Origin of the sequence: Flavobacterium sp. CFS9 (assembly GCF_041154745.1) — a bacterium.
Classification (GTDB): Bacteria; Bacteroidota; Bacteroidia; order Flavobacteriales; family Flavobacteriaceae; genus Flavobacterium.
Window position 1 is genome coordinate 4,211,103 of record NZ_AP031573.1, and the last position, 13,385, is coordinate 4,224,487.

Annotated in this window: 12 protein-coding genes; 7 read left to right on the forward strand and 5 right to left on the reverse strand. The window is 35.5% G+C overall.

The annotated features are described in order from the left end of the window. Positions 1 to 80 precede the first annotated feature (80 nt). The 7 genes from ACAM30_RS17680 (at position 81) to ACAM30_RS17710 (ending at position 5,157) form a co-directional block, all read left to right on the forward strand. On the forward strand, positions 81 to 680 hold the full coding sequence (locus tag ACAM30_RS17680) for a DUF1684 domain-containing protein (RefSeq protein WP_369615892.1): 600 nt from the start codon (positions 81 to 83) through the stop codon (positions 678 to 680). After that, on the forward strand, positions 680 to 1,339 hold the full coding sequence (locus ACAM30_RS17685; protein ID WP_369615893.1) for a TatD family hydrolase: 660 nt from the start codon (positions 680 to 682) through the stop codon (positions 1,337 to 1,339). Before ACAM30_RS17680 ends, ACAM30_RS17685 begins: the two co-directional genes overlap by 1 nt. A gap of 221 nt (positions 1,340 to 1,560) precedes the next feature. Beyond that, on the forward strand, positions 1,561 to 2,283 hold the full coding sequence (locus ACAM30_RS17690; protein WP_369615894.1) for a ThiF family adenylyltransferase: 723 nt from the start codon (positions 1,561 to 1,563) through the stop codon (positions 2,281 to 2,283). A gap of 107 nt (positions 2,284 to 2,390) precedes the next feature. Further along, a complete protein-coding gene (locus ACAM30_RS17695; RefSeq protein ID WP_369615895.1) occupies positions 2,391 to 3,053 on the forward strand; it encodes an HAD family hydrolase in 663 nt (220 codons plus the stop codon). 70 nt (positions 3,054 to 3,123) lie between these two features. Continuing rightward, positions 3,124 to 3,966 carry a DUF2911 domain-containing protein gene (locus ACAM30_RS17700; protein WP_369615896.1) on the forward strand — a complete coding sequence of 281 codons (843 nt, stop codon included), beginning with the start codon at positions 3,124 to 3,126 and terminating at the stop codon, positions 3,964 to 3,966. Between the two features lie 250 nt (positions 3,967 to 4,216). Continuing rightward, positions 4,217 to 4,741: a TetR/AcrR family transcriptional regulator gene (locus ACAM30_RS17705; RefSeq protein WP_369615897.1), complete on the forward strand. Its 525-nt coding sequence runs from the start codon at positions 4,217 to 4,219 to the stop codon at positions 4,739 to 4,741. A gap of 2 nt (positions 4,742 to 4,743) precedes the next feature. Then, positions 4,744 to 5,157, forward strand: coding sequence for a DUF1348 family protein (locus ACAM30_RS17710; RefSeq protein WP_369615898.1), 414 nt, complete (start codon positions 4,744 to 4,746; stop codon positions 5,155 to 5,157). Positions 5,158 to 5,531: 374 nt separating this feature from the next. On the opposite strand, the gene ACAM30_RS17715 is transcribed toward ACAM30_RS17710, so the two are convergent. From ACAM30_RS17715 to ACAM30_RS17735, 5 genes are all read right to left on the reverse strand, one after another. Next, positions 5,532 to 6,161: an MCP four helix bundle domain-containing protein gene (locus tag ACAM30_RS17715; protein WP_369615899.1), complete on the reverse strand. Its 630-nt coding sequence runs from the start codon at positions 6,159 to 6,161 to the stop codon at positions 5,532 to 5,534. A gap of 239 nt (positions 6,162 to 6,400) precedes the next feature. Further along, positions 6,401 to 8,137, reverse strand: coding sequence for a sodium:solute symporter (locus ACAM30_RS17720; protein ID WP_369615900.1), 1,737 nt, complete (start codon positions 8,135 to 8,137; stop codon positions 6,401 to 6,403). A gap of 123 nt (positions 8,138 to 8,260) precedes the next feature. Next, positions 8,261 to 10,792: a PIG-L family deacetylase gene (locus ACAM30_RS17725; protein ID WP_369615901.1), complete on the reverse strand. Its 2,532-nt coding sequence runs from the start codon at positions 10,790 to 10,792 to the stop codon at positions 8,261 to 8,263. Positions 10,793 to 10,976: 184 nt separating this feature from the next. Continuing rightward, on the reverse strand, positions 10,977 to 12,614 hold the full coding sequence (locus ACAM30_RS17730) for a hypothetical protein (RefSeq protein ID WP_369615902.1): 1,638 nt from the start codon (positions 12,612 to 12,614) through the stop codon (positions 10,977 to 10,979). Between the two features lie 221 nt (positions 12,615 to 12,835). Beyond that, positions 12,836 to 13,345, reverse strand: coding sequence for a hypothetical protein (locus ACAM30_RS17735; RefSeq protein WP_369615903.1), 510 nt, complete (start codon positions 13,343 to 13,345; stop codon positions 12,836 to 12,838). Positions 13,346 to 13,385 lie beyond the last annotated feature (40 nt).

A 13,385-nucleotide genomic window follows, 5' to 3' on the forward strand; every position in this document is an offset into this window, starting at 1 on the left:
CAACAAAGTTAGCAAACTTTGTATGGATGAGCGGTTGCTGCTTTGTTACTTTTGAACTATTTTTGCTCAAAATTTCTAAGATGAAAAATAGTATAGTTTTTTTAGTATTGTTAACGATTAATTTTTGCCTGGGACAAAGTAAATTTGATCAGAAGGAAAGTGAGAAGTTTCAAAAGACAATAAATTCGGAATATGCTGATGCTAAGACAAGTCCGTTAATGGCTGAAGATTTAAAAACCTTTAAAAGTTTAGATTTTTACCCCATAAATGCCAAATATTTTGTGAATGCTAGATTGGAGAAAGCAAAAAATGAAAAAGTTTTCGAAATGAAAACGACCGGAACAAGAACACCAAAATACATCAAATACGGAACTTTATATTTCACAATTGAAGGAGTTGCCCTTAAATTGAATGTTTACAAAAACATAGAGCTTTCGAAAACGAAGGAATATAAAGATCATCTGTTCTTACCATTTTCAGATTTAACTTCAGGAAAAGGAAGTTACATTGGAGGGAGATATATAGATTTAAAAGTCCCAAAAGGGAACACAATTGCGGTTGATTTTAATATGGCCTACAACCCATATTGCGCTTATAATCATAAATATTCATGTCCGATAGTTCCTTTGGAAAACGATCTGAATGTAGAAATCAAAGCAGGAGTTAAAGCATTTCACTAATGGAATTCTTTAATTTTCATACCCATCAGTTTAAAAGTCTGACCAATGTGCTGGAATTGGTCAATCAATACCCGCAGGAGTTTGATGCTTCGATTCCGTTTTATTCCATAGGAATTCATCCCTGGTACATAAAAGAGGATCAAATTGATGCTGAATTGAAAATTATAGAAGAAAAATTGCAATCGAATAACTGTCTGGCTATTGGCGAATGTGGCTTAGACAAAAGAATTGAGATTCCGTTGGAACAACAAATAATTGTTTTTCAAAAGCAATTGCTTTTGGCGGAGAAGTATCAGAAACCGGTAGTCATCCATTGTGTTGCCGCTTTTCAGGAAGTGATAGCACTGAAGAAGAAAATGAAAATTTCGATTCCGATGATTGTTCATGGTTTTTCTAAAAACAGTCAGATTGCCGCGCAGCTAATTAAAGAAGGATTTTATATTTCGTTTGGAAAATATCTTTTGCGAAATCCCGATTTGAAAGCTGTTTTTCATGCTGTTCCGAATGATCGCTTCTTTTTGGAAACTGATACAATCGAAGAAAGCATAGAGCAGGTTTACGAATTGGCCTCGCAATATAAAGGTTTAACCATTAAAGAATTGCAAAAGATTGTTTCGGATAATTTCAATACTGTTTTTGGGGAAAGTGATGAGAATTAAAAATTCAATTTTAGAAAATCCAAATTCCAAAAAGTTCTCGACTTCGCTCGAACTGACCAACATAAATTGTAGAGTGTAAATTGTAGAGTGTAAAATGTGAAATGTAAGACGTAAAATGTAGGGTGCAAAACGTGAAACCTGAAACTTGAAACTTGAAACAAAAAGAACAACCAGAAACCTGAAACAAATAAAAAAATAAACAAAAATAACAAGATTAACATATGGCAGAGTGGACAGAAAGAGCCGAGCTTTTATTTACTAAAGAAGGATTGCAAAACCTACAAAATTCCAATGTGTTGGTAGTAGGTTTAGGAGGAGTTGGATCATTTGCAGCTGAATTTTTGGCGAGAGCAGGAGTAGGAAGTATGACCATTGTTGATGGTGATGTGGTAGATATTACAAATATTAACAGACAGTTACCGGCTTTGCACTCCACTGTTGGACAGCCAAAAATTAAGATTGTCGGAGACCGATTGATGGACATCAATCCGGAATTAAAACTAACAAGAGTACAGGAGTTTTTGTCACCTGAAAGAGCTTTTGAGATGGTTTCTTCTGAATTTGATTATGTGTTGGACTGTATCGACAGTATTACACCAAAATTAAATCTGATTATCGCTGCGAAACGCAAAAGAGTAAAAATCATCAGCAGTATGGGTGCGGGTGGAAAGATGCTGGCTTCGAAAGTAAAAGTAACGGATATTTCAAAAACAATAAACTGTTATTTCTCTAAAACAATCAGAAAGCGTTTAAAAGCTGAAAAAATAAACAAACTAAAAGTAGTTTTCTCTTCTGAAATTCAGGACGATAAAAGCTTGAAACTAACAGACGGAAAAAACTTCAAAAAGTCATTTTACGGAACTAACAGTTATATGCCGGGATTATTTGGTTTGCATGTTGCTGAAACGGTGATCCGCTATTTACTTAATAAAAAGGAGGAATAGTTTAGTTTTCAGTCTCAGTCGCAGTCTCAGTTTTTACGCTGGTCAGTTCGAGCGAAGTCGAGAACCTCAGAACCTTAGCCTCTCAGAATCTTAGTACCTTAAAAAAAATGATAAAAACAGTAATTTTCGATATGGATGGTGTCATTGTAGACACAGAACCTGTACATCGTTATGCCTATTACAAACAATTTGCCGAACTGAATATTACAGTAACAGAAGAAATGTACACTTCGTTTACCGGATTTTCGACGCGAAATACCTTTCAAACGTTAAAAGGACTTTTTCCAAATATTGAACATGAAGTTGAAGATTTAATTCAACGAAAAAGAAATATTTTTAATGATGCCTTTGATACCAAAGAAGATTTGTACTTGTTAGAAGGTGTTGAAGATTTGATAAAAGATTTATACGCCAACGGAATACAGTTAATTTTGGCTTCTTCGGCTTCAAAAGTAACAATTGAACGCGTGTTTACCAGATTCAATTTACATCAATACTTTACTGATATTGTAAGTGGTGAAGATTTTCCGCAATCCAAGCCAAATCCGGCCATTTTTGTGCATGCAGCTTCGCTATCAAAAGCTCCGAAAGAAAACTGCATCATTATTGAAGACAGCACAAATGGAGTAAAAGCAGCAAAAGGTGCCGGCGTATATTGTGTGGGGTATAACAGTCATCATTCGAAATTACAGGATTTATCAGATGCCGATTTGATTATCAATCACTTTAGCGAGCTGAATGCGCAAAAAATATCACAGTTAGACGCTTGAATTATGTTAAATTTAACATTTATTCGTTAATTGAATTTGTAAATTTGAGGGAACAAAATAAACTAAGAAAATGAAAAAACTACTTATTGCATTAGCCATTGTTTTGGCTCCTTTTGCTTCAGAAGCACAAATAAAAACTCCGCAAGCGAGTCCAAAAGGATATATCAAACAAACCGTTGGATTGACTGACGTAGAAGTTACGTATTCAAGACCGGGTGCCAGAGGAAGAGCTGTATTTGGAAATCTGGTTCCGTTTGGAAAATTATGGAGAACCGGAGCTAATGAAAACACAATTATTAATTTTAGTGATGATGTAGTAATCGATGGGAAAACATTGAAAAAAGGTAAATATGCAATTTATACGATTCCTAAAATTGAAAGCTGGGAAGTTATTTTTTACCTTTCTACTGATAACTGGGGATTACCTGAAAACTGGAGTGATGCTTATGTGGCGCTGAGAACTACAGTAAAAGAAGATGCATTGCCAACTCCCGTAGAGACTTTCACTATTGGAATTAATGGTTTAGATCCAAATTATGGATATTTAGAAATCTCCTGGGAAAATTCTCATGTAGCATTAAAATTTGAAGTGCCAACTGCAAAAACAGCAACGGCAAGCATCGAAAAAGTGTTAGGTGGACCAAGTTCAAACGACTATTTTTCAGCAGCAACTTATTTGTTCCAGTCGAATGGTAATATCGATACTGCCAGAACTTATGTTGATAAATCATTGGATTTAAGTGCAGATAAACCTTACTATATCTTAAGATTAAAATCTCAAATTCAGGCAAAACAAGGAGATAAAAAAGGTGCGATTGAAACCGCTAAAGTTTCTCTTGCTGCTGCAGAAGCTGCTAAAAATCAGGATTACGTAAAATTAAACAAAGACAGTATCGCTGAGTGGAGTAAATAAGGATTCACCAGAGTATCAAATCCAAAAAAATATAAATCCAAATTCCAATGTTCAATTGGAGTTTGGATTTTTTTTGTTTAGAATTGTTCAGAAAGTTTTTTAGACAAAGTTATTGTTTGACAATTCACCTGGTGTCCCTTGTATAAACCCCAACGCTCTTTGCGGTTAAAAAAACTCATCTAAATACAGACAGACTTGTCTGTATTTACTGGAAATTGCTTATATTTGTAATTCAAAACAGACAATAGACATGCAACCCAAAGAACGAATTTTAGAAAAAGCCTCCTTTTTGTTTCATACCCAAGGATATAATTCCACAGGAATCAACCAAATTATTGAAGAAGCAAAAGTGGCAAAAGCGAGTTTTTATCAGCATTTTAAATCAAAAGAAGATTTATGTGTTGCTTTTTTAGAGTGGCGTCATGAATATTGGTTTACGAAGCTGGAACAATTCACTTCAGATCAAAAAGATTCTAAATTAAAAGTTTTGACTTCTTTTGACTTTTTAGTAGCCATGAATCAAAAAGAAAATTTCAGAGGATGTAGTTTTTTGAACCTACTTTCAGAAATACCTTCAGATAACGAGAAAGTACTGAGTGTAATTCAAAGCCATAAATCAGACTTACGAAATTACTTTAAATCGGAGATTGAGAATGAACTTTTGGCAGATCATATTTATTTACTATTTGAAAGCTGTATCATCGAAAGTCAGTTATTCAAATCCAATCATCTTATTGAGCAATCAAAGAAAATAATTCAAACTTTAATTTTGTAGTTATGGAACAGAAGTTACCATTGCCGCCTTTTACTTATGAAACGGCATTAGAGAAAATTCAATTGGCAGAAGACGCCTGGAACAGTCAGGATCCTGAGCGTGTTTCAAAAGCGTATACCGTTGACAGCGAATGGCGAAACAGAGATCAGTTTGTGAATGGAAGAGAGGCCATCATTCGCTTTTTGACTCAAAAATGGGAGAAGGAAAGACATTACAAGCTAAAAAAAGAATATTGGGCACATACCGAAAACAGAATTGCCGTGCGATTTGAGTACGAATATCAGAATTTGGAAGGGAATTGGTTCAGAGCTTACGGAAACGAAAATTGGGAATTTGATGCTAATGGACTTATGCAAAAACGATTTGCCAGTATAAACGACTTACCAATTAAGGAAGAGGATAGAAAATTAAAGTAATAGGGGGTCGTTTTTATTTTCAGATTACGGGTTGATTTGTGTGCATATTATTAAACGCAGATTGACACGGATTTTTTTTCATGTTCATTTTCATAAAGGAAAATTTCGAGTCTAGCTCCGAAGGAGCGAAATAGGTATAGCGTAGCAAAAATCGCCCTGTAGGGTAAAAGCTCCGGAGGAGCGGCATGATTTATCAGAGGGAGAAGTTTATAAATAATTGATTTTAAGAGAGTAATATGATTTGTTACACCAAATGACCACAATATTGATTAAAACATTAAAAAACAAATCCGCGTCAATCTGCGCTTTCGTGAAACGAATCTGTAAAATCAGCGTATCATATTCTAAAACTCTAAGATAAAGCCCATGCAAAACTAGTTTAGACCAGGTGGTTCAGGAATTCTAATATTTTTCTTAATCTTTTTGACAATCAAAAGATAAAATGTGATTCCGCCTAAAATAATGAGTAGTGCAATTTGCAATTGTCCAAGGCTATTGTTCTTACTGTACATCGCATTGGCGCTCGCTAATTTTGCTTTTCCTTCCTGAATCTGAATTTGTGATAAAGCTTCCAGGGTTTTTAGAGCTTCATTGCTTGAAATGGCAATTTTATTCCAGTTTTTAGCAGTAACCTGATCATTTATTTCTTTACAGGAACTTAAAAAAGCATCGAAATACTGTTTTTCGGTATTGGTCAGTACAGTTTTGGCGTACAAATCGTCAATGGTGTGGATAACATTTAACGTCTGGATGATCTCATCTTTTTTGATTGTCTCGCTTAAATCCAATTTTTCAGCTTCTGATTTTATAAAATGGAGTTCTTTGGAGTATTGAAAAATGTAATGCGCAACCACTAAGCGGTCTTTGTAAATTGCGTTAATATTTTCATTTACATTTTTTGAGTTTTGAAGTGTGTTGAAATTCCCCAGAAGAATTAAAAGCATTACAATCAATAAAATAAAAGCAGCTTTAGTCTTATTGCTGTATTTTTTCAAATCTTTCATAGAGTTAGAATTTAAACGGTTGCTTTCTCAAAGATAGAAATTTTGCTGAAGAATTGGCTTGAAGTTAGATGTAAGATGTAAGATGTAAGATGTATGGTGGTTTTAATTTCCTGGATTATCACTACAACTCATTCAAAAAAAATAATCTTCTAAAAATAAATTTAGAAGATTATTTTTTAATTATCCGGTTTTAAATTTTTGAATTAAAAAAAAGCGGATGCTAAATTTAGGTTTTACAATTATTCGATAATGATTTCTTCAGTGTCCGGTTCATTTCTAAAAAAGGCCAGCTGCATGAACAGTGAAAGAACAATTGTTAGAATAGCTCCAATAAAGTTCAACCATAAGTACCCCAGTTTTTCCTGTCCGCTCGGGTAAATTGCAATCATAAAATAATAGATGATAAATATGGTTAACTGACTGATTATGGCGCTATAAAACATGGCCTTGGCTTTTACACGGCGCAGGTAGAATCCAACCAAGAAGATACCTAAAACAGTTCCGTAGAAAATAGATCCAATAATGTTTACCAATTGAATTAAGTTTTCGAACAAAGTTCCCACACAGGCAAAAAGTATGGCTACAATTCCCCAGAATAAAGTAAAAAACTTGGTTGCGTTCAGATAATGTTTCTCTGATTTTTCCGTTTTCAGATTTCGCTTGTAAATATCAATTGCGGTCGTCGAAGCTAAAGCATTTAACCCTGAAGCCGTTGAAGACATTGCTGCTGAAAGAATTACGGCTAAAAGCAGTCCGATTAATCCTTTAGGCAAGTAATTGAGAATAAAGTGAAAGAAAACATAATCTTTATCATTAGTTTCACTGTTACTGTCTGCCTTGGAAATGATTTCTTTGGCACGATCACGAAGGTCTTTTTCTTTATTGGATAAAGTAACCAGTTCTTTTCGTAAAATCGGATTGTCAAAATCCTGATTCAACTGGTCGATGTACAATAAATTAATCACTTTTTTGTCCTCCGATAAAGTGCTTAGTTTTTTCTCTAAAGCATGGTACTCCTCTTTGTAAGGTGATTTTTCAATGACAATTTTATTGTTGGGATTGAAGTTTAGCGGAACGGGATTGAACTGAAAAAAGACAAAAACCATCACACCTGTTAATAGGATGAAGAATTGCATTGGCACTTTTAAAATTCCGTTCATAATGAGTCCCATTTGACTTTCACGAACTGATTTTCCCGATAAATAACGGCCAACCTGCGATTGATCGGTTCCGAAATAGGCAAGAGCAAGGAAAAAACCACCGGTAATTCCACTCCAGAAGGTATATTTTTCTTCCGGATCAAAAGAGAAATCGACAATATTCATTTTATCGTTGGCTCCGGCAATGTGCAGCGCACTGGTAAAAGTCATATCGTTTGGCAGGTAATGCAGAATCAGGAAAAAAGTAATAAACATTCCTGACATGATTACGAACATTTGCTGCTTTTGTGTTACGTTTACTGCTTTTGTTCCCCCGGAGAAGGTATAAATGATAACCAGGACTCCAATCATGATGTTCATTATTGTTAAATTCCATCCCAAAAGAGCCGAGAGTATAATCGCCGGAGCATAAATGGTCAAACCAGTTCCTAAACCTCTCTGAACCAAAAATAAAATGGCAGCTAAAGAGCGGGTTTTTAAGTCGAATCTCTTTTCGAGAAACTCGTAAGCGGTAAATACCTTATTTTTATGATAAAGAGGAATAAAAGTGACACAAATGACAATCATGGCAATTGGCAGTCCAAAATAGAATTGTATGAAACCCATTCCGTCGTGATACGCCTGCCCGGGAGTCGAAAGAAAAGTAATAGCACTGGCTTGTGTAGCCATAACCGATAATCCGACAGTATACCAAGGGGTTTCGTTGTTTCCAAGAATAAAATCTTCGACGTTTTTACTTCCTTTGGTTTTCCAAGAGCCGTACCCAACAATGAATAAAAGAGTAACGATCAGTACGATCCAATCAAATAGCTGCATAGGTTATGAGTATAATTTCATGATTAAGAAAAAAATCAGAATGTAAATGGCGTTCGCTACTAAAACATAAGTGTAGCTTTTCTTCCATTTTTTAATTTTTTTAGTTTCCATATTCTGAATAGTTTACTTTTTTAATTCCTGTTTGGGAGCTTCTATGGGCTGTTTTAATGAAATCATATTCGATAGCAATCGATAAGCTCCGGCAACACCTTCAGGCAGTTCTCTAAAGAAGCTTAAGCCGGTGTAAATATAGTATCCTTTTCCATAGGGCGCCACCAATAAAGCACCATTTTTAGCTGATTCTCCTTTGTCATGAGAGGAAAGAATAGGGGTAAAAGCAGGATCGTACTGATCAGGATAATACAAACCTTGTTCTTGTTTCCAGCCTTCAAAATCTTTAGCACTGATTTTGTTTGGCGTGTTTAGGATAGGATGATTTGGAGCCAGAAAAGTGATTTTAGCATTTTCTTCGGTCACACGGTCGTTTGATATTTTTAACGGATAAGGAGCAATTTGATCGGTTACCGTTTGTCCGTATGTATTGTATTGTACAATCATGTTTTTACCACTTTTCACAAAGTTGAAAAGAATATTTTGTTTGTGAGCCAAAGCATTTATGGTATTGTAGGCGCGTACTCCGGTCATTACCACATTGAAGGAATCCAGCTTTTCAGGAGTGATTTCTTCCGGTTTAATAACACTGACTTTGTATCCCATTTGGGCTAAACTTTCCGGAACTTCATCGCCGGCACCCATAATATAAGCTATCGAATCACCATTTGTTTTTAACTCAATTCGGATACATTTGGACTCAGCCGGTTTTAAAACCATTTGTTTGGTAATATGACTGTAATCGATAATCGTCTGATCTTTGTCAAAACGTTTGCCATCAACAATAGCAATACTTTTAGCAACAGCTTCTTCCGGATTTACGGGTGGCGTAACTTCAAAGTAAAAGATCTGTTCGTTTCCTTTTTTCTCTAAAGCAAAAGGAATTTCTTTAGGAGAAACGCTCCAGCTTTTTGGTAATTCCAATTGCAAATTTCCTTTGATACCGTCTTTACCGGCACGTACTTTTACCGGAACCAACTTGCTTTTCGTACTTCCAAAAATTAAAACTTTTTCAAGGACAGAAGTTGTAACCTCAGGAACGATGTCAAGGAAATTATACATCTCACCCTTTACACCATCATTGTATTTGTAAATTACGGTGCGTTCGAAGGGGATTTCTACACCATTTATTTTTACATTGAAAACAACTTTAACCTGTCTGATAATATCCGGAATTCCAATATTTTCCTGATTAGAAACCGTGTACATTCCTTCGGTTGCTTTTTCTTTTAACCAATAAGGCTGCGTATATTCTAATGTAGCTGGAAGCTGAATTTGGTAGCTTATTTTTTGATCCTTATTGTTTTTTAACAGTATATTCTGCGGTGTATTTTTTAGATCCGGTAATGAAGTCACACTGTTCAACTGCATTTCGACTGAAGATCTGTTAATGGCTTCCAGAGTTACTTTTATGGAACTTCCCGGAGTAGCTTCCTGTTCAATTGCAGAGGCTTCCAGATACAATCCGGTACAGGAAGCGATGATGTTCTTGATGGCAATTGATTTTACAGATTTCCAGTGATCGTCTTCAAGTGCTTCAATCATCGTATAGGCTTTAACCAGATCCGGAATGCTGGCTGATGGATTACCGAAATCATATTTAGCGATGATAGAAGAGATTAAATCTCCCACCGGTTTTCCGTTTTTAACGCGGTTCCATGACGTATCAATTCCTTCAAACAAATTATTTTTGTCTGTCGGACGATCTCCGTTGATGAGTTCTAAAAATTCGGTTTCGTCACCGCGTGATCCGGTACTTCCAAAACCTTGTGATTGATGTCGGCTTCGGCTTAAAGCAGCAATTTCCTGATTTGATTTTCCAATTCCCGGATAATAAACTCCGGTTTCCAATTGAATAAAGTTGGATTTGTTTGCTGCGTTAAATTTTTCCTGACTTCCGTAGAACCACCACGAAGTATTGAAAAACTGACGTTTTACCTGCCAGGGTTTTACATATTTTAATTGTTCCGGATATATTTTCGGATCATTTGTGAGTTTAAAGCTTTCAACGCTCAGCATCGCTGATGATGTATGGTGCCCGTGTGTAGTACCCGGAGAGCGGTGATCAAATCGGTTAATGATAACATCCGGTTGAAATTTTCGGATCGTCCAAATCATATCGGCCAGTACCTTATCTTTATTCCAGATTTCTAATGTTTCATCAGGAGTTTTAGAGTAACCAAAATCATTTGCACGGGAGAAAAACTGTTCTCCGCCATCAATTTTTCTGGCTTCGATTAGTTCCTGAGTTCTGATAACACCCAACAATTCACGTAATTGCGGACCAATTAAATTTTGTCCTCCGTCACCGCGGGTTAAAGACAAATAACCTGTTCTGGCATTAACTTCATTGGCCATATAAGAAATTAAGCGGGTATTTTCGTCATCCGGATGTGCTGCAATGTACAATACGGAACCTAAAAAGTTTAATTTTTTAATCTGATTGTAAATTTCAACAGAACTTGGTTTTTGTGGTTGTTGTGCAAAAGAAAGGGTAATGCCTGATAAAAAAAATAGAAGAATTTGTATCTGAATTTTTCGCATAATAAGGTTAGGTGTTTTTTGATAGCGTTTCAAAAATACTAATTAAATCATGGAAGAGTATTTAAATGAAATGTTAATGTTTGGTTATTGATTTGCTTTTTTAAGAAAATTGATTCAAAAAAAAAGCTGCCAGATTAAATCTGACAGCTTTATAGAAAGTGGTATTTCTTAGGATTGCAGTAAATTATTTCAATTTATTTTCTGTGTCTTTATAGTTTCCTGTAATGGTAACATTACTGTTCTTGGTTACTTTTCCATAAATGGTAATAGAAGAGCTGTTTCCAATAAAGTTAATCTTAGCACCACTGTTTAATAGTAAGTCTCCCCAAATCACTACAGTACCTTCAACTTGTAATGTCGCATTACTGTTAATAATAAGCTGTGTTGGGTTAGACTGACCGTATTTTCCCTGAGACAATGTTCCTTTCATGTTGAAAGTTCCACCACTGTTTAAGGTTAGATTATTTTGAACCGTAATTGAACCGCAATGCGTTAATACTGCACCCGAATTAATGATAGCAGAGCTAATAGATGTAGCACCGGAATACGATTTAACTTCATTTGAGTTCAGAATCAGATTTTGTCCCTGATTATAAATTCCATATCCTGTACAGCCATCAAAAGTGGTGTTTGGTTTTTCCATCTTGATAATTTTCAAACCGCCTTTTCCACTGGCTACATAGATAAAATTACCACTTGATTTTACATAGTTTGACGAACCTAAAATATCAACAGTTCCCAGTAAACCAAGTTGTGCCCCTGTTTTATATACATTTAAACCTGCAGCACCATTGGCTACAAAGGCATAACCTTCATTAACAGAAAGGGCATTGGTAACATTCTCTTCGCCGGCAACAGCTAATGGAATAGTCTGTAATTTTGAACCGCTATTAAGGTCATAAACCCCTAAACCTTTATATCCTTCTGATACTAATACTTTTGTACCATCAAAATCTATCGTTCTTTTTGAAGCCTTTACATCTGTTGATGTGGTAAAGCTTTTTTGTAATGCCAGTGTTGATTCGTTATAAATGTTTACTCCTTTTGTTCCGCTCAAAGTCACAACTTTATCTCCGTTAATCGCTACAGAACGTAAGTCTTCGACGGAAACCTTTCCTGAGATTGCTTTAGAAGCAGCATTGATTTTAAACAAACTTCCCTGATCTCCGGTTACTGCAAAATAAGAGCTTGAGTTCGAAGTAACATCGGTTGTTACGTAACCTTCTACATTAGTTGTAGTGTATTTATCTGTTAGCATACCTGAACTTAAAGGCATGTTAATAACAATTGCAGGGCTTTTTAGAGTCGAATTTTTATCGATATCGGCCGCTGCACCAATAATAAGACTTCCATTTGAATAGGTAAGTGAAGTAATATCGGTGTTGGCTATTAAAGCAGAGGTGATCAATTTAGGCTTATAAGGATCAGATACATCAATAACATCGATAGCTCCCGAATATGCGTCACCACTCATGGTATAAGCAACGTAAGCATAGTTTCCGTTAACCGCTACATGACTGGCCTGTAACGTTCTCCCGCTATTGTCTTTTGGTGGATTAACTTCTGCGATTTGGACCAATGGAAAATCGGTAGCCGAAGCTTGAGCGCTATTGAACAGTTTGCCTGTTGAAGCTGATGAAGCTGTAGTAGAGATTACTCCCGAATTGGTATAATCAAGTCTCTTATTTAAAGCTGTAATATCGCTATTGATTTCGATGTTGTTATTTGCTGCCTGATCATTTGTTGCAGAGTCGTCATGATTTGTACAAAATGTAAAAAGGAACAACACGGATAATGAAAATAAATAAACACGCTTTTTCATATAAGGTATATTTAGTGGTTTAAAATTTTGTGCAAAATTACAGTTTTAAACGTAATGTCTTGATATTGTTATGTATAATTTAACTTTTTAAAGTGTTTTGATCGATATTTTTATGTTTTCCTCGTTAAATTAACGTTTTAATTATTTAGTATGCATGCATAAAAAAAGAGTATCATGATTTTGATACTCTTTTATATTGAAATTTAATGATTTAGCAAAAATTAGCCTCTTCTGCGACCGTAGTGACCATCGTGGTCATCATCATCGTCATCATCGTCGTCTCTATCATGTTTATGACGTTTTTCGTAACGCTTTTTATCATAATGACGATCGTCATAACCATATCTTGGTCTTGGTTTGTAACATCTTTGTGGAGCACCATGGTATCCTTTGTAATACTTTACTCTGTGACGATCAAAGTAAACATAAGGAGTTCTGCCGTGATAATCAGTCAAAACTACTTTGTAACCTCCATATAAATCATAGTTTCTGTATTGTCTCGGCAAGTAGGTTGTTCTTACCCATCGGCCTCCTCCAAAGTATAAAAACTGTGAAGCTCTAACATCATAGTAAGCTTCGATGTCCGGTAGATAATAATACTCCATTTCTGCATATCCTGCCGGTCCCCAAGCCGGAGGCGTTCCTATGTTAACATTTACAGATACCTGCGCTTGCGTGGCATTTGCAACCAGGAGAAAAAGTCCTGCGATTGCTAATTTTATTGTTTTCATTTTTTTTAATTTAGAGTTAAGGTTGATCTTGTTTGGTGAT

Bases quoted from the DNA above. Each gene is read 5' to 3' on its own strand.
- ACAM30_RS17685 (WP_369615893.1), top strand. From the start codon at position 680: ATGGAATTCTTTAATTTTCATACCCATCAGTTTAAAAGTCTGACCAAT.
- ACAM30_RS17705 (WP_369615897.1), top strand. From the start codon at position 4,217: ATGCAACCCAAAGAACGAATTTTAGAAAAAGCCTCCTTTTTGTTTCAT.
- ACAM30_RS17720 (WP_369615900.1), bottom strand. From the start codon at position 8,137: ATGCAGCTATTTGATTGGATCGTACTGATCGTTACTCTTTTATTCATT.
- ACAM30_RS17690 (WP_369615894.1), top strand. From the start codon at position 1,561: ATGGCAGAGTGGACAGAAAGAGCCGAGCTTTTATTTACTAAAGAAGGA.
- ACAM30_RS17725 (WP_369615901.1), bottom strand. From the start codon at position 10,792: ATGCGAAAAATTCAGATACAAATTCTTCTATTTTTTTTATCAGGCATT.
- ACAM30_RS17730 (WP_369615902.1), bottom strand. From the start codon at position 12,614: ATGAAAAAGCGTGTTTATTTATTTTCATTATCCGTGTTGTTCCTTTTT.
- ACAM30_RS17695 (WP_369615895.1), top strand. From the start codon at position 2,391: ATGATAAAAACAGTAATTTTCGATATGGATGGTGTCATTGTAGACACA.
- ACAM30_RS17735 (WP_369615903.1), bottom strand. From the start codon at position 13,345: ATGAAAACAATAAAATTAGCAATCGCAGGACTTTTTCTCCTGGTTGCA.
- ACAM30_RS17715 (WP_369615899.1), bottom strand. From the start codon at position 6,161: ATGAAAGATTTGAAAAAATACAGCAATAAGACTAAAGCTGCTTTTATT.
- ACAM30_RS17710 (WP_369615898.1), top strand. From the start codon at position 4,744: ATGGAACAGAAGTTACCATTGCCGCCTTTTACTTATGAAACGGCATTA.
- ACAM30_RS17680 (WP_369615892.1), top strand. From the start codon at position 81: ATGAAAAATAGTATAGTTTTTTTAGTATTGTTAACGATTAATTTTTGC.
- ACAM30_RS17700 (WP_369615896.1), top strand. From the start codon at position 3,124: ATGAAAAAACTACTTATTGCATTAGCCATTGTTTTGGCTCCTTTTGCT.